The organism is Nocardia sp. NBC_00511, assembly GCF_045161165.1.
GTDB lineage: Bacteria > Actinomycetota > Actinomycetes > Mycobacteriales > Mycobacteriaceae > Nocardia.
Genome location: NZ_CP107849.1, coordinates 7,851,602 through 7,870,532 on the forward strand (window position 1 = coordinate 7,851,602; position 18,931 = coordinate 7,870,532).

Consider the following 18,931-nt stretch of genomic DNA (forward strand, 5'->3'; position numbering starts at 1 on the left):
CATGCAATATAAGGTAAGCCTATGCAAACATGGGAGTGGATCTCGCAGCTGTGACGCGATCGCCGGGCGATCGCAAGAGAGAGTGAGTGTGAACCGGTGAAGACACTTCTGGTCGTCGGCGCGGGCCCGAAAGCCCTTGCGGTAGCCGCGAAAGCGCACGTCCTGCGCGAATTGGGCCTGCCCGCGCCGCGCGTGGTGGTGGTCGAACCCCATGCGGTGGGCGGCAACTGGCTGCCCAGCGGCGGCTGGACCGACGGCCGCCACCGCCTGGGCACCAGCCCGGAGAAGGATGTGGGCTTCCCGTACCACTCGACCTGGGCGCGCGGCCGCAACCGCGAGATCGACGCCGCCATGCAGGCTTTCAGCTGGCCCTCCTACCTGGTCGACCAGGGTGGATACGCCGAGTGGATCGATCGCGGCCGTCCCAGCCCGCAGCACCACATCTGGGCGAAGTACCTGCAGTGGGTGGGTCACCGCATCGAGCTGGATCTGGTCGCGGGTCGGGTGAGTTCGATCGCCCCGGCCGCCGACGGCTGGCTGGTCTCGGTGACCGACGCGGACGGCGCGCTGACCCAGATCGACGCCGACGAGCTCATGATCACCGGTCCGGGCCGCAGCACCCGTGCGCTGGCCGAGCACCCGAAAGTGCTCAGCATCCAGGCGTTCTGGGAGCTGGCGGGCCGCCGCGAACTGCCCGTTTCCTCGCGGGTCGCGGTGATCGGCGGCGGCGAGACCGCGGGTTCGGCGCTCGACGAGCTGGTGCGCCACGAGATGCTGACGGTCTCGGTGATCTCGCCGATGGCCACGCTCTACACCCGCGGTGAGAGCTATTTCGAGAACTCCCTCTACAGCGATCCGGGCAAGTGGGCCGGGCTCAGCGTCGATCAGCGCCGCGATGTCATCCGCCGCACCGATCGCGGCGTCTTCTCGGTGCGCGTGCAGGAGAGCCTGCTGGGCGACAACCGCGTGCATCACCTGCAGGGCCGGGTGGTCCGGGTCGCCGACGAGGGCGCGGGTGTGGCTCTGACGCTGCGCAATTCGCCGCGTCCGGATCAGCTGCACACCTTCGACCTGGTGGTGGACGCGACGGGTGGGCAGCCGCTGTGGTTCCTGGAGATGTTCGATTCCGATGCCGCCGATCTGCTGGAGCTGGCGGTGGGCGGCCCGCTGACGCAGGCTCGCATCGAGGCGACGATCGGCTATGACCTGGCTGTTTCCGGTCTGGAGTCGAAGCTGTTCCTGCCCAACCTGGCCGCGCTGACGCAGGGTCCGGGCTTCCCGAATCTCAGCTGCCTGGGCGAACTCTCGGATCGGGTGCTGTCCTCGGTGCCGGTCGCGGGTGGCTCGGCGAGTGTGAGCGAGACCGCTCGGTCGGTTGCCGGGGTAGGGGTCAACTTGCTTAGCAAGTAGGTTAGGCTTGCCTTAATTCGAGGAGATGAGGTTCGGTTCATGCGTATCGTGTCGTTCGGCTTCCAGACCTGGGGGCGGAAAACCCTTCAGGCTCTGATCGATTCGGAGCACGAGGTGGTGCTCGCGGTCACCCATCCGGCCAGCGAGTCGTCCTACAAGGCCATCTTCAACGATTCGGTCGAGGACCTGGCGCGTGAGCACGGCATCCCGGTGCATCTCACCGAGCGGGCCGACGCCGAGACCGTGGACCTGGTCAAGCGCGCGGAACCCGATGTGATCGTGGTGAACAGCTGGTACACCTGGATGCCGCCGGAGCTGTACAAGCTGCCCCCGCACGGCACCCTGAACCTGCACGATTCGCTGCTGCCCAAGTTCACCGGCTTCTCCCCGGTGCTGTGGGCGCTGATCAGCGGAGCCGAGGAATTCGGTCTCACCGTGCACCGCATGGACGAGCAGCTCGACACCGGCGACATCCTGGTGCAGCACAAACTGGCGATCCCCGCCGGTGCCACCGGCCCCGAGTTGGTGCGCGCCGGAATGGAATTGATCCCGGGCGCGGTGCACGAGGCGCTGCGCGCGCTGGTCGACGGCACCGCCGAGTGGAAGCCGCAGAACAAGGCCGAGCGCACCTATTTCCACAAGCGTTCGGATCGTGACAGCCGCATCGACTGGTCGTGGGACGCCGTCGACCTGGAGCGTTTCGCGCGCGCCCTGTCCGAGCCGTATCCGGCCGCGTTCTCCTACTACCGCGGTGAGCGCGTGGAGGTGCTGGCGGCCAAGGTGTCCGAGGCCCGCTACGGCGGCACCGCCGGTCGCGTGATCGTGCAGGAGGGCGGCGGCGCGGTGGTGTGCGGTCCGGATCCGCGTCGCGGCCACAATCACGGCCTGGTGATCACCCGCGTGCGCACCGCCGACGGTGTGGAGCGCGACGGCGCCGAATTCTTCGTGCGCGGCGGCTATCTCACCGATACGCCCGAATGAGACGCGGCATGTCCACCGCCGCCGACGAGACCGAGGCGGATATGCGGCACCCCCTGACCCCCGGGCAGCGGCGGGCCTGGTTTCTGCACACCCGCGAGCCGGGCGACACCAGCCTGCACATCGCGATCACCTACCGCCTGACCGGCGCGCTGGACCCGAGCCTGCTGCGCGCCGCCGTCGGCGAGGTGGTGGCCCGCCACGACATCCTGCGCACCACCTACGGCACCGCCAATGGCGAGCCCTACCAGGTGATTTCGCACGAGTCCGCCCCCGACTGGCGCGAATCCGACCTCTCCGACCTGACCCCCGTGCGCCGCGCCCGCCGCGCCGAGGTCCTGATCCGCCGAGTAACCGCCGAACCCTTCACCCCGGCCGAAGCACCCCCCATCCGCTTCGCCCTGTTCCGCACCGGCCCCGACGAATTCGTCTTCGCCCTGGTAGCCCACACCCTCTGCTGGGACGAAGAATCCTGGCAGATCTTCGCCCGAGACCTCACCACCGCCTACAACGGCAACCTCCCCGCCGCCCCGGCTCGCTCTTACCTCGACTTCCCCGTCGGCGAACGGTGGACCGGCGCAGAACTTCCGAGCGGCGGATCCGGCGATCCGGTTGGTTACGAGTTCAGGTCTGCCGCAGACGATCTCGCCCAGGGAATCGGTGGAGTGGAATCGCTGGTGGCGTCCACCGTGCCCAGTGCGAGTCGGTCGTCCGCGCCGAACGACGATGCTTCCGAGCGCTCGCGGCAGTCCGGGATCGACGATGCGGAGCTGGAATTCTGGCGGCGTGAGCTGTCGCCGCTGCCTGAGCCGCTGGAATTGCCCGGCGGGTCTGTTGCGGCCACGGTCCGGACCGGCGAGTCGCAGCGATCGGTGCGGGAGTTGCCGCGTGAATTGAGCACGCGGGTGGACGAATTCGCGGGGGAGCGGGGCGTCGACGCGTTCTCGGTGCTGCTGGCCGCGTTCGACGTGCTGGTGTACCGGTACACGGGTGCCGTGGATTTCCTGGTGTCGGTGCCGGTGACCACGCGTGACGAGCGTTCGACTCCTGCGCATCCGGGTGCGCCGATCGGCTACTTCGGTAATACCGTGCTGCTGCGTGCGGCTGTGGCTGTGGACCCGCCGTTCGCGAACCTGGTGACGGCTGTGGATAACTCGTGGACCCACGCTGGCGAGCACCGACAGGTCGGGATCGACCGGGTCGTGCACGCCGTCAATCCCGACCGCACCGTGGACCGCGACGGCCTCGATCACCTGGTGCACCTGGGTTTCGGCGTGCGCCGCGCGCCCACCGGCCCCGCCCTGAACGGTGTGGCTGCCGCTCGCCTCGAGCTGGAGAGCACCGCGCCCCGGGTTCCGCTGCGGCTCACCGTGGTTCGGGACGGCGAAGGCGCGTACCTGGAGGCCGAGTACCGTTCCGGCCGATTCGCCCCGGAGCTGATCGACCGCCTGCTGACCCACTACGTCCGCCTGCTGGCCGACGGCACGGCCCGCCCGCAGTCCCCGGTGGGCGCACTCGACCTGCTCGGCGTCGCCGAACGCGCTGAACTGCTGACTCTTTCGGAAGGTGAGCGCGCCCCGCTCCCGCCGACCACCCTGGTCGCCCTCTTCGAGGAGCGCGCCCACCTGGCCGCCGCCACGATTGCCCTGGTCGCTCCCGCCGCGAATTCCCGTGCGGTGGAGATGGTGAACGCCTCCGGTGCTTCGGCCTCGCCCGACGCCAGCGTGGCCGCGTCGTCACCGGCTTCTGTCCTCGCGGATCTGGAGCTGACTTACGGTGAGCTGAATCGGCGCGCGAATCGCCTGGCGCACTGGCTGATCGGGCGGGGCATCGGCACCGAGGACGTGGTCGCGTTGCGGCTGTCGAACTCGGTGGAGTTCGTGGTGGCGGTGCTCGCGGTGCTGAAAGCCGGTGCCGCGTATCTGCCGATCGATCCGGCCTACCCGGACGAGCGCATCGACTTCCTGATCGCCGATGCCGCACCGCGTCTGGTGCTGGGCCGGGTGGAGCTGGATGCCGCCGAGGAGCTGGCCGCCGACCGCCCCGAACATGACCCGTCCGACGGTGATCGCCTGCGCCCGTTGCGGCCCGGCAATCTGGCTTACGTCATCTACACCTCGGGTTCGACCGGTCGTCCCAAGGGCGTCCCGGTCTCCCATGCCGCGATCGCCGATCACCTGGTCGGATTCACCGCGCAGTGGGGGATGACCGCCGAGGATCGCCTGTTGCAGGCGTCGTCGGTGAGCTTCGACGCCTCCCTGCTGGATGTCTTCGTCACCCTGACTCTCGGTGCGCGCCTGATCATTCCGCGTCCCGGTGGCTTCTCGGATCTGGCGTACATCGCCGGTCTGATGACCCGCTACGGCGTCACGGTCCTGCACATGGTCCCGTCGCTGCTGCGCACGTTCCTGTCGCTGCCGCAGGTGAAGGACTGGCGCACACTGCGTTTCGTGCCGGTCGGCGGCGAGGCGCTGCTGGGCGAGGTCGCCGATCGTTTCGCGGGCATCCTGGATGCCGAGCTGCGCAACCACTACGGCCCGACCGAGGCCGTGGTCAGCGCCACCCACATGCCGGTGCGGGGCCCGCAGGGCAGCCGGATCGTGCCGATCGGCGGCCCGAACCGCAATGTGGACCTGTATCTGCTCGACGCTCGCATGCGACTGGTGCCGCCCGGTGTCATCGGCGAAATCTATTTGGGTGGAACCCAGTTGGCGCGCGGCTACCTGGCGCGCGGTGCGGCGACGGCCGAACGCTTCGTCGCCGACCCGTTCCGTCCGGGTGCCCGCCTGTACCGCACCGGTGACCTGGCCCGCCGCAATCTCGCCGGTGAGCTGGAATTCGTCGGCCGCGCGGACGAGCAGGTCAAACTGCGCGGCTACCGTGTCGAACTCGGTGAGGTGCAGGCCGCGCTGGCCACCCATCCCCAGGTCCGCGACTGCGTGGTGACGATGTCCGGGGACACCTCCCTGGGCCCGGTGCTGGCCGCCTATCTGGTACCGGAATCGACTGCCCTGGAAGTGGATTCGGTGCGCGCACACGCGGCCGCGACGCTGCCGGAGTACATGGTCCCGACCGCATTCGCGCTCATCGACGCCATCCCGCTGACCGAGCACGGCAAGCTGGACCGCCGCGCCCTGCCCGCACCGGTCCGCCTCACGGCCCGCCCGTACCGGGAACCGGTGACCGGCACCGAGATTCGCCTCGCGGCCCTGTTCGGCCAGCTGCTGGACCGGGCCACCGTCGGTGCGGACGATTCGTTCTTCGAGCTGGGCGGTCATTCCCTGCTGGCCAACCAGCTGGTGGCGCGCATCCACGCGGAGTTCGGGTTCGAGCTCGATGTGCGCGCGGTGTTCGACACCCCGGCGGTGTGCGGCCTGGCCGCGATCCTGGAGGCGTCGGCGGTCTCGTCCCGCGTGGGCAGCCGACTGCCTCGGGAAGCTACGGCGGCTGCGCCGCAACGGGATACAGCAGTTTCGGGGACGACGGCGTCCCTGTCCGGATTCGAGGAGCGAACCGAATGAGTACAGGTCGACTACGCGGGCTGCTGCGCCGTGCCGGGCTCGGCGTGCTGGCCGTGGGACTCGTGATCGGTACCGCAGCGTGCGGATCCGGCAACGATGACAACGGTTCCGGCTCGATCACCGTCAAGCACGTGATGGGTGAGACCCATATCGACGGCGTGCCCAAGCGGATCGTGACGCTGGGCCCGCAGTGGCTGGATGCCGCGCTGGCGCTGGGTGTCACCCCGGTCGGGTACATCGTGCCCGGAATGGCCGCGGGCACCTCGGTGCCGTGGGAGCCGAAGCTGCCGGACTCGGCCAAGCAGATCACCATGACCGGTGACTACACCGAGCAGATCGCCGCGCTGGAACCGGATCTCATCCTGGGCCCGTCGTTCATGGTGGACAAGAACACCTACGAGAAGTTCTCGAAGCTGGCCCCCACCATCGATTCGCTCTCCAGCGCGCAGATCGATTCCTGGCAGGACCAGGTGACCACGCTGGGCAAGGTGCTGCACAAGGACGACGAGGCCGCCAAGGTGCTCGCCGACGTGAACGGCAAGATCGATGCGGTCGCCGCGAAGCATCCGGGCTTGAAGGGCAAGACCTTCCTGACCTGCATGCTCACCGGCCCCTCGCAGCTGATGGTGCTGGCCGATCCGAAGGACGGTTCGGCCGCGCTGTTCGAGCGCCTGGGTCTGACCATGCCGGACAAGATCGTCGCCGAGGCCCCGACGGGTGGCCGCCTGGCGCTGTCGCCGGAGCGGTTGAGCGATCTCACCGCCGACCTGCTGGTGTGCGGTTCGATGCCCGCGCTGGAGGCCAAGTTCAAGGAGTTGCCCGGGTACGGCGATCTGCCCGCGGTGCGCCACAACGGCATCGCGTTCGTCGACGTGGTCGCCATCAATGCCATCAATCAGCCCACGGCGCTGTCGGTGCCGTACGTGCTGGAAAAGCTCGAACCGACGTTCGCGAACGTCGCCGGCAGCTAGTCGCCGGTAGCCAGGAAGGACTTCCCGACATGACGCTCGACACCCACGCCGCCCCCACCCGCTCCGCCGAGCGGGCCGCCCCGCTGTCCCCGGCCCAGCAGGCCGCCCTGCTCCCGGAGCGCCTGGCCCGCACCACCGCCGCCAATGTCTATGTGGCCCTGGAGTTCCCGGCGTCCCTCTCCGACGGCGTGGCCGAGCGCGCCACCGCGGCCCTGTCCGCCCACGAGATCCTGCGCACCGTCTACCCCGACGACCGCCGGGTCCCGTACCAGCGCGTGGCCGAGGCCCCGGAGGTCGCGGTCGACACGGTGGAAGCCGCCGAAGCGACCCTGCCCGCGGCCCTCATGTCCGACGCGGGTCACCGCTTCGACCTGGCCACCGACCTCCCGATCCGAATCCGCCTGTACCGCTTGCCGGATCGCGCCATTCTCTCGATCGCGATTCACCCGGTCGCCGCCGACGACCACACCGTGGACCTGCTGGCCGCCGAACTGTTCGGGGTGACGCTCGGGCCCGCGACGACGACGCTGTCCGCAGCCGGATCGTTGTCGCAGTACCGCGATTTCGCATCGGTGCTGACGAAACAGCTGGCCGCCGAGGACGACTCGCTGTCCTTCTGGAAGCAGCGCCTGGAAGGGCTGGCCGAGCAGCTGCTACCGCTGCGTGAGCGTCCGCAAACCCCGCGCAGCGCCCGCGCCGTAGTTCGGATCTCGGCCACCTCGCTCGCGGCGGTCGTCGCCGGGGAGCAGCAGTCGACGTCCTCGGGTCGATCGCAGTCGGGTGCCACGGCGGTCCTGACCGCGCTGGTGGCCGATACCCTGCGTGAACTGGGTGCGCCGTCCGATGTGCCGCTGGGCTTGGCCACGCCGGGTCGGCCCGCCGACGCGTCGCGGGTGCTCGGCAACTTCGCCAATTACACCGTGCTGCGGGTGGATTCGCCTCGCGGCGGCACGCCGTGGGATTTGATCGGTGCGACGCGGGGCCTGCTGGAAGAGGCATACGCCCATGAGGGCACCCGCATCGAGCGTTTGACGCATCAGCTGCGCGGTCCGGGCGGTGCCGCGAAGGGCGGTCTGTTCCAGGTGCTGGTCGGGGTGCGTGCGGCGGTGCTGGAACTGGACGTGCCGGGTGGCGTGGTGCGTGAGATCGCGCGTGCCGCGGCCCGTCCGCACGGTGTCGATCTGATCGTGGACGCGGTCACCACCGTTGATGGCTGGACCGTCACGGTCGACTTGACCGAGGAGCTGTCGCGTCGCTACTCCGTCGAGCAGTTCGCGCGCCGCCTGCGGGAGACTGCCGAATCCTGGTCGGCCGCACCGGATGTGGCGCTCGGCACCGATATCCCGGTGCAGCCGTGTGACTGGTTCGCCGATGACGACGAGCTGTCGTTGGACCTGGCCATCTCCGGTCTCGGTGGTGCCCCGCGGACTCCGGCCGAGCAGCTCATCGCCGACGCGCTGCGCGAGATCCTCGAATTGGACGATGAGGACGAGGTCGGTCGTGAGGACAACTTCTTCGCGCTCGGCGGCGACAGTGTGGCCGCGCTGCGCTTCGTCACCGTGCTGGCCGACCGCGGTCACGTTCTGGATGTGCAGCAGGTGTTCGAGTTCCCGACCGTGTACGAGATGGCCGCGAACCTGAGCTCGGATGCGCCTGCCCCGCAGGCGGATCCGCCCGCCGAGGTCGCGCCGCTTGCGGCCTCCGGGCTCGACGCCGCCGCGCTGGCCGCCCTGGCCGGGAAGCTCGCCGGCCGGTGAGCGTGCAGATTCTCGATGTGGTCGCGCTGTCTCCGCTGCAGCGCGGCCTGTATTCGGTCAGCGTCACCTCCGGCGAGGTGGACCCGTATCTGGTGACGTTCGCGGTGCGGGTCGAGGACCTGACCGACCTGTCCGGCCTGCGTGCCGCGTTCGACGCTCTGCTCGAGCGCTACCCGCACCTGGGTGGCGCGGTGCTCACCGACGGCCTGCCGCATCCGGTGCTGGTGATCACCGATGGCGGCCGCATCGGCTGGCGCGAACTCGACCTGCGTGCCGCGCCGGACCCGGAAGCCGCTGCCCATCAGCTGTATTGGGACGAGGGCCGCCGCCGCATCGACCTGGATCGCGGTCCGCTGTTCCGGGTGGTCGCCGCCCGCGTCGGCGAGCACGCCTACGAACTGGTCTGCACCGCGCACCACATCATCATCGACGGCTGGTCGATCCCGCTGCTGTTCGCCGACCTGATCGCCCTGCATTCGGGCGCGGGCGCGACCCTGCCGCCCGCCCCGCCGCTGCGCGCGCACGCCGCCTGGCTGGCCGCCCGCGACACCGAGGCCTCGATCGCCGCCTGGAGCGCCGCCCTCGACGGCCTCGCCCCCATGTCCATGCTCGCGTCCCCCGCCCCCGCCGACATCCCCGTCCTGGGCGAGGCCCGCTTCGACCGCGCGCAAACCGACCGCGTCACCGCCTGGGCCCGCGCCCACGGCTTGACCCTCAACACCGTCCTCCAAATGGCTTGGGCCCGTGTTCTTTCCAGCCTCACCGGCCGCGACGACGTGGTGTACGGTCAAACCACCTCCGGCCGCGACGCCTCCCTCCCCGACGCCGACCGCCTGGTCGGCGCCCTGGTCACCACCATCCCGGTCCGAGTCCGCCTCGACGACCGCGCCCCCGCCGACATCGGCACCGCCCTGCAACGCGAGGTAGCCCAACTCCGCTCCCACGAATACCTGGGCATAGCCGAGATCACCCGCCACACCGGCGGCAGCCAACTCTTCGACACCCTCCTCGTTTTCGAGAACACCCCCCTCGGCGGCGTAACCGCCGACATGCCCCTGGGTCGAGGAGCCCGCCTCCTCCCGCGCCGAGTCGATTCCCCCAGCCACTACCCGATCGCCGTCGTCCCGGTCGTCGAGCACGGCGAACTCATCACCCGCGTGGAAATCCGCCCGGACCTGGTCCGCCGCTTCACCCCCGACCGCCTGGCCCACCGCATGCTCGCGGTGGTGGAACGCATCATCACTGCCCCCAACGCCGCCGACATCAGCGTCCTACTCGACGACGAACCCGCCGCCCTCACCTCCGCTCCGCCATCGACGCATCAGGTAGATCAGCCGTCCATCGAGGCTGCTTCTTCGTCGCCGGATCCGGTTGTTTCGACCGGGCTGGTGTCGGATATCCTGCTCGCCGCCGCTGCGCGCGCGGGTCAAGCCGTCGCGGTGGTGGACGGTGCAGGGGAGCAGTCCTTCGCTGAGTTCCGTTCGGCCGTACTGACTTTGGCTGCCCAGCTGCGGCAGGCCGGATTGGACGCCGGAGAGGCAGTGGCTGTTGTGCTGCCGCGTGACCGCCGGGTGTTGCACGCGCCGTTCGCCATCGCGCACGCCGGTGGCCTGGTGGTGCACGTCGATCCGGGCACGCCCGCCGTTCGCCTCGCCTACCTGCTCGAAACCTCCGGTGCGCGACTGGTTCTCGGCGACGAGTCGCTGGTCGACGTGCTGGTTCAGGTTCGCGCCCAGGGCGTGGACTGCGTGCATGGTGTCACCAGCGGCGACGGCACGCTCCGGCTGCTCGGGGTGGAGGGGCTCGGGCCCGATACCTCGGATGTGACGCGCTCCGCGTCGGCAGATACCCCGTTCTACGTCATCTTCACCTCCGGCACGACGGGTCGTCCAAAGGGCGTTGTGGTGCCGCATCGGGCGCTGCTCAACCACTGGGGCAATCACGAGCGCCGGATCTTCGCTCCCGCCGCCGAGCGGCTGGGTAGGCAACTGCGGATCGGTCATGGCTGGTCGACAGGTTTCGATGCCGCCTGGCAGCCGACGGTGGCGTTGCTCAGCGGCCACACCGTGGTGATGCTGGGCGAGCAGGCCCGTACGGATGCCGAGCAGATCGCGGCCGCCATCCTGGGCCAGGGGATCGATATTTTCGACACCTCGCCGTCGATGTTGCCGCGGCTCATCGCTTTCGGCTTGTTCACCGAGCGTGACGGTGTCGAACACTGCCCGCTGGCGGTGCTGGCGCTGGGTGGTGAGGCGATCGACCCCGATACCTGGCGGCGGTTGCAGGGTCTGCCGGACACCCGTGTCATCAACTTCTACGGCCCGACCGAGGCGACCGTCGAGGCGCTGATGGCCGATGTGCACGACCATGTTTCGCCCACCATCGGCCGCACTTTCGACGGCATGACCGCCGAGATTCTCGATCACCGCCTGCGTCCGGTCCCGCCGGGCGGGCAGGGTGAGCTGTACCTGTCCGGCCCGCAACTGGCCCTCGGCTACCTGGGTCGGCCCGCGACCACGGCAGCCGCGTTCGTCGCCGGTCCGGATGGAAGGCGTTACCGCACCGGCGATCTGGTGCGTCGCGCGACCGACGGGACGGTGATCTACGAGGGCCGCATCGACAGTCAGGTCAAGATCAACGGCTACCGCGTCGAACCCGACGAAGCCGCCGTGGTGCTGCGGGAACTCGATGGCGTCGAGCGTGCCGCCGTCCTGGCCTACACCGACAACGGCCGCACCCGCCTGGGCGCGCTCGTTGTCAGCGCGGTCCCGGTGCCGCGCCTGCGGGCGGGCCTGTCGCGTCGTCTGCCGCGCTTCCTGGTGCCCACCCGCATCGTCCCGGTCGCCGAAATCCCGTTGAACCGCAACGACAAACTGGACGTGCACGCCGCCACCGCCCTGCTCACCGCCCCGGTGGCGGGTGCGGGCGGTGCGGAGCCCGCGACGGAGACCGAGCGCACGCTGCTCGGTGTCATCGCCGCGTTGAGCACGGGTGCGGGCCCCGGGATCACCGACAGTCTCGTCGATCTGGGTATCGACAGCATCGGTGTCATCGACCTGGTGTCTCGTCTGCGCGGTGCCGGTTTCCGCATCGCTGCCCGCGATGTGCTGGCGGCGGGCGATCTGCGCGAATTGGCCGCTCGCCTGGACGAATTGGCAGCGGGTGGCGACGCGGAAGAGCTCGCGTCGGTCACCCCGGCCGGAACCGTGCTGCCGCTCACCGCGCTGGCCCGCGAGATCATCGCCAATGGTGACTACGGCTATCTTGCGCAGTCGCAGGTGATTTCGCTGCCCGCCGATGTCACCCCGGAGGCGGTCACCGACCGGCTGACGGCACTCGCCCTCGCACACCCGACACTGCGTTCGCGTCTGACCACCGACGCGGCAGGCACTCCGGTCCTGGTCGTGGCGGAGGTTCCGGACGCCGACTCGCTGTTGGAGTGCGGTGAAACCGGTTCCGCCGCAGCAGATCTCGCCGCCACGGTCGCCCGCCTCGATCCGGAGTCCGGGCGGATGGTCGCAGCCACCCTGCTGTCCGGCCCGCAGCCCCGCCTCCTGCTGTCCATCCACCACCTGGCCGTGGATGTGGTGTCCTGGCTGATCCTGGTCGACGACCTGCGCCGCCTGGATCAGGATCTGTCGCCGCTGAACGAGACCCCGTTCGACGAATCCGGCACGCCCGCAGTGACTTCGGGAACTGAGATCCTCGGCGCACCGCTGGCGGGTCGCCTCACCGATCCCGCCACCGACCGTGCCGACCGCGTGCATCAGCACATTGTCGAACTCGGCCCGGACCGCACCGAGGACCTGCTGTCCCGCTGCGCCAACGCGGACGTCGCACTCGAGGACGCCCTGATCCTGGCCTGCGCCAAGGTCTTCCCCGATCTCGCCGACCCGGCAGGACGGATCGCGATCACCCGCGAATCCCACGGCCGCCCGGACGATGACGACACCCGCCGCGTCGGCTGGTTCACGGTCGAGGAGACGGTCCTGGTGCCCCCGGTCGCCGAATCCTGGCAGCCCGGCGCACCCCGCCCCGACCTGTCGGACCGCACCTTCGCGGCCCGCGGCCAACTGCGCCTCAACCACCTGGGCCGCTTCGACGTCCTCCAATTCGGCAGTGGCCCATGGTCTCCCATCCCGCTGTCGGAATTCACCGGCGAGTTCGGCGTAGCGGCCCACCCCTCGCTGCCGCTGCGCTTCACCGTCGATGTCACCACGGCCGTGGTCCCGCGCGACGGCAGGCCCTCGCTGGTGGCCCAGTTCGATTTGAACGCGGCCGTGCTGGACGAGAACGCCGTCGCGGCCCGTACGGGACGCTGGGCGGAAGTGCTGTCCGAGTTCGCAGGCGAGTTGTCAGGTGCGGCGGCCGTGTCCCAGTGATTTTCCCCGGAAGAGTTGCCTATTGGTTTGTGACGCAGCGGTTTCCAGCGGCATGCGGGTTTTGCAGCAGCGCCGCCTGAGCCGGGATCTGGGATTTCCTCGACATTCTCCGCAGCGTCACGCCGAATGCCGCAGCCAGTGTTGAAGCCGCCGCGTGGAGCGGCCATCGGGGCTCGTGGGACATCCGGTCCCACGAGCCCCGTCGGCATTCCTGGTGCTGTGCCAGCGCTTTTCGCGCCTATTTATGGTCCAGGCGGCCGACGGGCTCGGTGGCCTGCGCGAGATCGTCCTGCACCTGCTTCCACGCCGTATCGTCGATGCCGAGCGCACTGCGCAGGTAGGCCCAGGCGACTTCCCGGATCAGTGTGACCCGACCAGCGCTCTCATCGGTGGTGTCCTTGGCGTTGTACCCGTGGATCCCGCCGAGCGAATGATCTCCGCCGAACACGGTGAGCAGGCTGCCCGCCCCGGGGCTGTGGGTGTAGACGTCGGTGAACCAGTCGGGCCCGCGAGTCGAGAGGTGCGATTGATCGTGATCGCCCGCGACCACCAGCGTCGGTGTGGTCAGCCCGTCGAAGTCGGGGTTCATGAACGGGAAGTTCTCCGCCGCGAACGGGGTCAGGGTGCCGCCGCCGATACCTGTAGTGGCAAGCAGCACACCGGCTTTCACCCGTGCGTCGCTCACATCCGGTCCAGGCTGCCCGTTCGCGTCGAGTACGCGCGCGCCGAGCAGCATGCCGACGGTCTGCCCACCCCAGGAGTGTCCGGCGACGGCGATCCGCTCCCGGTCGACACGTTCACCGAGCCCCGGTATCGCCGCCAGGATCTGATCGAGTTCGTCGAGCACCCTGGTGACGTCGCGGACTCGAATCCGCCAGATATCCGGGTAGCGCGGGTCGGCCGGAGTGAGTCCGAGCGTCCGTGAATCGAGGAATGTCGGCTGTACGACGACGAATCCATTGCCCGCCCAGAAGTCGACGAGCGGGTCGTAGCCGGACATCGACTCGCCGTACCCGTGCGCCAGCACGACAATCGGCAGGCCGGTGCCGACTGCGGGCGCGGACAGCCGCACCTGCAGTTCGTCGCCGCGTTCGGGCGTATGCAGCGCAACGGGTTTGACGCTGATGATCGGTGTGGTCAGCGCGGGTACGGCGCTCGAGTGTGCAAAGTCTGGTCCGGGCATGGTCTTCCCTTCGAATAGCGAGGAACGCTGTGCCCCGGCGGCTGCGAGCGTGCGTGAGAACCGCGGATATACTCTCAAACGGAGCACTGTTCCGAATATACGGAACGCTGTTCCGCTTGGCAACCGCTGTTGTGAGAAAGGACGTCCCGTGGTCGAGCGAACTCCGGCCGTACCCGCGGCCAAACGTGCCGATGCGCGCCGCAACGAGCAGACCCTGCTCGACGTCGCGGCCTCGGTGTTCGTCACCCAGGGCGTGGACGCGCCGGTCCGTCAGATCGCCACGGCGGCGGGCGTCGGCATGGGCACCATCTACCGCCATTTCCCCACGCGCGCAGACCTTGTCGCGGCCGTCTACCGCCACCAGATCGACGCCTGTGCCGAGGCAGGTCCCGCCCTGCTGGCCTCGGAGCCCTCCCCGTTCACCGCCCTGCGCCGCTGGGTCGACCTGTTCGTGGAGTTCCTGGTCACCAAGCACGGCCTGGCCGCCGCGATGCGCAGCGACCCCGACAACTTCACCGCCCTGCACACCCTGTTCCTCGACCGTCTGGTCCCGGTCTTCGACAGCCTGCTCACCGCAGGCCGCGACGCCGGTGAGATCACCGCCGACGTCTCCGCCTACCAGCTCATGCGCGCGATCGGCGACCTGTGCGCGGGCGCGGAAATGCCCGACCCGGACTACCAGCTGAACCGCACCATCGACCTGCTACTCGACGGCTGCCGCACCCCGCACCGATGAGTTCGCTGTCCACCCGTAATCGGTTTGAGCAATGGGCCGATTCCTGCAAACCCTGGGCGCGAGAATCAGTTTCCTGACAGTCCGGTGGTCCGATTGCAGGAATAGGCCCATTCGACCGTGAATATCAGTCCGCGGCCAGGCCTGTGAAGGCTGTGGACCAATCGGCGAGGGGTCCGTCGTAGATTTCGAAAGTCCTGCCACGGGATTCGGGCTCGAGCAGGGCCGCGACCGCTGCCTGAGCAACGGTTTCGCGGCTGACGTTGCCTTCACCGCGATCACCCTGTTCGAGGCGGACTCCGGTTGCGGCGGAATTCGTGAGCCATCCCGGCCGCACGATCGTGTACGGAGCACCGCTGTTCCGCAGCGCCTGTTCACCGGCACCACGCGCACGGATGATGCCCGCCAGTTCGGGATGTTCGGCCGCGCGGGTGATGTAGATCTGCGAGAGCAGGACGACGGGAATCTGCTGTGCCGCAGCGAGTTCGGCCAGCCGCTCGACTCCGCCGTTCATCACCGCATCGGCTCCGGTGTCGTCCGTGGGCGGCTCGACCGACACGATGACGCCGTCGAATCCGTCCAGCAACCCGGCATCGAGCGGGTTCGCCAAATCGACTGCCACGCTGTGCTCGTCGCGGGGACGGCGGGTGCCGACGACGACGTCATGCCCGAGTTCGCCGAGCTGTGCGACGGCATGCCGACCGGTGCGGCCGGTGCCACCGATGATCAGGTACTTCATTACGTCTCCTCGATTGCATTCGTTTACCAGGGCAGCGGCTGGCCGTCGCGGAAGAATCCTCCAGTAGGTCCGGAGTCCGGCAGCGTTGCCGCCCACACGATTCCGCGCGCCCCCTCGGCCACAGGTCGACCGCCTGCGCCACCCATATCGGTAGCCACCCATCCCGGGCAGATCGAGTTGACGAGTATGCGATCGGAGCGCAGCTCCGCAGCCAACATGCGGGTGAGCGCATTGAGCCCCACCTTGGTCGTGTTGTAGGCCGGAGTCCCGCCACCCATCCCCGAGAGCGAGGCGGCCTCGCTGGAAACGTTCACGATCCGTGGATGAGAACTCTTGCGCAGCAAAGGCAAGAAGGCCTGAACCATTCGCCAGGGCCCGTACAAATTGGTCTCCGCGGCTTCCCGCACCACATCCAGATCCGCAGTCGCCGCCCGCTGCCAGGTGTCGTAACTGATCGCCGCATTGTTGACCAGCACATCCAGCCGCCCATGCTGCAACTGCACCTCGGCTTCCGCCGCAACAACACTCGCACCATCGGTGACATCCAAAGGCACCGAGATGGCCCCCACCTCCGCAGCCGCCCTCTTCCCGGCCTCCTCCGACCGTGCACCCAGCAACACGGTGAACCCCTGATCGACCAACTGCCGACAGACCTCCCGCCCGATCCCGCGATTCCCACCGGTAACCAGGGCGATACCACTCATAACTATCGATCTTGCCTCCGAACCCTCTGCGAGTCGACTGGTTGCCAGGTGGTCGAAATCTCGCTTGGCGCGGCGCGGCGGACCCGTTAGCCTTCCTCGCGGAGGGAATCTCACCGTCGGGTGAGCGGGGAAAATCAAGGGGGAAAAGTGATTTCACGTTTCGCTGGTATCGGGCTGGCCGTTGCCGGAGCTGCTGTCGTGGGCGTCGCGGGCGCTGCGCCTGCCCAGGCTCAAGACCTGTGGACCGCGGTTATCTTCGATGAGGGCGGTTACACCTACACCTCGTCCGATCACGGCAGTAAGCAGGAAGCCGTGGACGCGGTGGAACAGTACTGCCGTGACCAGAATCCCGCGCACTGGATCGACACCGGTTCCGGCAACGGCCACGTGGGTGTGACCGCGAGCTGCACCTACGACGCCGTGATCCCCACCGGCTGGTGCGCCGCGTATGCCAAAGGCCTGCAGTTGGATTCGCAGGGCAAGATCGACGACAGCAGCGGCACGTATTCGGTCGGGCTCGGCCGCTCCATCGGCGAGGCGGACTACGACGCCATAGTCAAGAACAGTGGCTACAGCGTCAAGGTCATCGACAACAAGTGCCAAGGCTGACAAACGCAAAAGGCCCGGAGCAGCTCAGCTCCGGGCCTTTCACCGCAACATCCCGATACCGTGCCGGAGTGCAGCCAACCGATTCAGACATTCCCTCCGGCCTGATCGCGCACTATCCACCGCAATCCGGAATCAGTAGCCCAATTCCGTAGCAGTAGTGCGGGATCAGGCCGAGATCGTGTTCGTCAGCGAGCTACGCCGCCACTCCCAGTCCCAGCGCGACCGCGACCGGGATCAGGTACAGCACCGGGAACGCAACCGTCTTGTACGAGCGGGCCCGCAGCACGGTGACCACCGCACCCGCGAAGTAGAGAATCAGGCCGATCGCCGCCGCCACCCCGATCACGGGAACGAACAGTCCGACGATGAGTCCGATCGCGCCGATCGCCTTGGCGACACCCAGCGGGTTCCACCACGACTGCGGCACACCGTATTCCACGAGCGGATCGACCACGAACGCGGCCCGGCGCAGCAGCGACACCGCCGAGAATCCGACCCAGGCGGCAGCGGCGATGGTGACGATGATGTAGGCGGTATGCATGTCGATCTCGGTTCTGTAAGTGGGTCCAGGATCGGACCGGTTCACCAACATGACGCGACAGCACACGAGAGTGTGACATCAGCTCCTCGATGGGTTTGCGGGCGCGCATGGGACTGACCGCGTGAGCACAGATAAGCGTCCATCTGAAATCCGGTGGTGTCGTGTGCGGATCAGTCGATCGGCCTCTGGACTGCCCGGAGCAGGCGCAAGCCGCGGTGTTGGAAGCAGCCCAAGCCTTCACTCGTCGTCAGCTGACGATCGAATGGCGTATGGACGACACTCGTTCGTGGCTGGGTGTGGTCACGCGTCACGACATCTGACCAGCAGGTAGGACAGACTGAAGCGATGAGACTCGATTGCCCGACATGCGGAGCGCCGGGGCAGGCGGCTGAGCCTGGAGTTGCGGTCCTGTGTCCCGGCTGTTCCGAGCGGTATGTCTCCGCTCGGTGCCTGGAATGCGGTCTGCTGCAAACCTCCTCGAAGGCCGAGTTTTCCGAGATCTGTAGCGAATGCGTAGTGCGCGCCGAGTGGCCGACGTTGCCTGCCGAGGTGCGGGCCGAGTTCGACCGATTGCTGCTGGAAGGACACCGGATCCACGCGATACGGGTGGCTTGCGAAAGCTTGCGGACCGAGTCGATGCCGAGAATCCACTGGGGAATGGAAGCACTCGTGTACCGTGCGAAAGTCCTCGGGCTAGCGGGCTTCTGAGCTGTCCAAGTGAGGCCCGGCCATCGACCGAGTTCGTATGCCTCGCAGCGTTTATCGCCCTTGCCTTCTCGACCCTGTTGAACAGGGTTCGAGTGAGAGTCGATAAGTCCGGTCATCGAGCAGAATCCCGCAATGTTCGCCCCCGAGAGGCGTCTAAACGCCAATTCGCCCGCAGCATTGCGGGATCCTGCCACCTGCTACGCGAAAAGCCTGAAGCCTAAATGTGGAAGCTGCGGCGGGAGGTTTCGGGGGAGTCGTGGCAGCGGGACGTTGCGCGTATTCACGGGTTGGCCGAGCAGCGTGGGTGGTTGGTGATGCTGATGTATTTCGGTGACGACCAGGGGCCGGTGACGGTGATCAATCAGTTGATGAATCTCGCCTACGGCAGGTACGTGGAGGAAGTTGTCGCGCCGAGCCTCGACCATTTCGCGGACGGTGAGGTGGCCGCGCTGGTCAAGATCGCGGATGTGGTCTGTGTGGACACCGGGCAGTCAACTGTCGGCTATCCGGGTGCGCAGAGGCGTGATTGCGCCATTCTCGTGCACCGTAGTGGCTTGTCAGAGGGTTGAAGTGGGGAGATTAGGTTAGCCAAACCACAGCGCTGTACCCGGCGGGTGGGCATGGGCTACCATCCCTCTGAGGTTAGGCAAGCCTTGCCTACAGAATAGGCCGACGGCTGACGGTTCGCTGATGAG

12 protein-coding genes and 2 pseudogenes are annotated in these 18,931 nt (G+C 68.1%); 10 read left to right on the plus strand and 4 right to left on the minus strand.

All coding sequences use genetic code 11. The features are described 5' to 3' along the window. Positions 1 to 96: 96 nt before the first annotated feature. From OG300_RS36480 to OG300_RS36510, 7 genes and pseudogenes are all read left to right on the plus strand, one after another. A complete protein-coding gene (locus OG300_RS36480; RefSeq protein ID WP_405489006.1) occupies positions 97 to 1,410 on the plus strand; it encodes a SidA/IucD/PvdA family monooxygenase in 1,314 nt (437 codons plus the stop codon). A gap of 39 nt (positions 1,411 to 1,449) precedes the next feature. After that, entirely contained in the window at positions 1,450 to 2,391 is a 942-nt protein-coding gene (locus OG300_RS36485) for a methionyl-tRNA formyltransferase (RefSeq protein ID WP_405489008.1), read from the plus strand. A gap of 41 nt (positions 2,392 to 2,432) precedes the next feature. Continuing rightward, positions 2,433 to 2,933 (plus strand): annotated as a pseudogene (locus tag OG300_RS36490) (condensation domain-containing protein); the annotation flags it as partial. Positions 2,934 to 3,149: 216 nt separating this feature from the next. After that, positions 3,150 to 5,768 (plus strand): annotated as a pseudogene (locus OG300_RS36495) (non-ribosomal peptide synthetase); the annotation flags it as partial. A 137-nt stretch (positions 5,769 to 5,905) separates the two neighbouring features. Next, positions 5,906 to 6,880 carry an ABC transporter substrate-binding protein gene (locus OG300_RS36500; protein ID WP_405489010.1) on the plus strand — a complete coding sequence of 325 codons (975 nt, stop codon included), beginning with the start codon at positions 5,906 to 5,908 and terminating at the stop codon, positions 6,878 to 6,880. 29 nt (positions 6,881 to 6,909) lie between these two features. After that, positions 6,910 to 8,637, plus strand: a complete 1,728-nt coding sequence (locus OG300_RS36505) for a condensation domain-containing protein (protein WP_405489012.1) — start codon at positions 6,910 to 6,912, stop codon at positions 8,635 to 8,637. Then, a complete protein-coding gene (locus OG300_RS36510) occupies positions 8,634 to 13,019 on the plus strand; it encodes a non-ribosomal peptide synthetase (RefSeq protein WP_405489014.1) in 4,386 nt (1,461 codons plus the stop codon). Before OG300_RS36505 ends, OG300_RS36510 begins: the two co-directional genes overlap by 4 nt. 238 nt (positions 13,020 to 13,257) lie before the next feature. On the opposite strand, the gene OG300_RS36515 is transcribed toward OG300_RS36510, so the two are convergent. Beyond that, positions 13,258 to 14,202, minus strand: coding sequence for an alpha/beta hydrolase family protein (locus tag OG300_RS36515; RefSeq protein ID WP_405489016.1), 945 nt, complete (start codon positions 14,200 to 14,202; stop codon positions 13,258 to 13,260). Positions 14,203 to 14,350: 148 nt separating this feature from the next. On the opposite strand from OG300_RS36515, the gene OG300_RS36520 reads away from it, so the two are divergent. Next, on the plus strand, positions 14,351 to 14,938 hold the full coding sequence (locus tag OG300_RS36520) for a TetR/AcrR family transcriptional regulator (protein WP_405489018.1): 588 nt from the start codon (positions 14,351 to 14,353) through the stop codon (positions 14,936 to 14,938). Between the two features lie 124 nt (positions 14,939 to 15,062). Here OG300_RS36520 and OG300_RS36525 read toward each other — a convergent pair whose 3' ends face one another. After that, positions 15,063 to 15,674 (minus strand): SDR family oxidoreductase, encoded by a 612-nt coding sequence (locus OG300_RS36525; protein ID WP_405489020.1) that lies wholly within the window; start codon positions 15,672 to 15,674, stop codon positions 15,063 to 15,065. Between the two features lie 23 nt (positions 15,675 to 15,697). Beyond that, positions 15,698 to 16,378, minus strand: coding sequence for an SDR family oxidoreductase (locus OG300_RS36530; RefSeq protein ID WP_405489022.1), 681 nt, complete (start codon positions 16,376 to 16,378; stop codon positions 15,698 to 15,700). A 147-nt stretch (positions 16,379 to 16,525) separates the two neighbouring features. Here OG300_RS36530 and OG300_RS36535 point away from each other — a divergent pair, with 147 nt between their 5' ends. Beyond that, the gene (locus OG300_RS36535; protein ID WP_405489024.1) at positions 16,526 to 16,987 is read left to right on the plus strand and encodes a hypothetical protein; all 462 of its coding nucleotides are present in this window, start codon (positions 16,526 to 16,528) and stop codon (positions 16,985 to 16,987) included. A gap of 193 nt (positions 16,988 to 17,180) precedes the next feature. Here OG300_RS36535 and OG300_RS36540 read toward each other — a convergent pair whose 3' ends face one another. Further along, positions 17,181 to 17,528 carry a DoxX family protein gene (locus OG300_RS36540; RefSeq protein ID WP_405489026.1) on the minus strand — a complete coding sequence of 116 codons (348 nt, stop codon included), beginning with the start codon at positions 17,526 to 17,528 and terminating at the stop codon, positions 17,181 to 17,183. A 995-nt stretch (positions 17,529 to 18,523) separates the two neighbouring features. Between OG300_RS36540 and OG300_RS36545 the strand changes: the two genes are divergently transcribed. Then, complete coding sequence (locus OG300_RS36545) at positions 18,524 to 18,805, plus strand: hypothetical protein (RefSeq protein WP_405489028.1); 282 nt, start codon at positions 18,524 to 18,526, stop codon at positions 18,803 to 18,805. Positions 18,806 to 18,931: the final 126 nt, after the last annotated feature.

Excerpts from the sequence above, each read along its gene's own strand:
- OG300_RS36505 (WP_405489012.1), top strand. The coding sequence starts at position 6,910 with ATGACGCTCGACACCCACGCCGCCCCCACCCGCTCCGCCGAGCGGGCC.
- OG300_RS36525 (WP_405489020.1), bottom strand. The coding sequence starts at position 15,674 with ATGAAGTACCTGATCATCGGTGGCACCGGCCGCACCGGTCGGCATGCC.
- OG300_RS36540 (WP_405489026.1), bottom strand. The coding sequence starts at position 17,528 with ATGCATACCGCCTACATCATCGTCACCATCGCCGCTGCCGCCTGGGTC.
- OG300_RS36515 (WP_405489016.1), bottom strand. The coding sequence starts at position 14,202 with ATGCCCGGACCAGACTTTGCACACTCGAGCGCCGTACCCGCGCTGACC.
- OG300_RS36530 (WP_405489022.1), bottom strand. The coding sequence starts at position 16,378 with ATGAGTGGTATCGCCCTGGTTACCGGTGGGAATCGCGGGATCGGGCGG.
- OG300_RS36500 (WP_405489010.1), top strand. The coding sequence starts at position 5,906 with ATGAGTACAGGTCGACTACGCGGGCTGCTGCGCCGTGCCGGGCTCGGC.
- OG300_RS36485 (WP_405489008.1), top strand. The coding sequence starts at position 1,450 with ATGCGTATCGTGTCGTTCGGCTTCCAGACCTGGGGGCGGAAAACCCTT.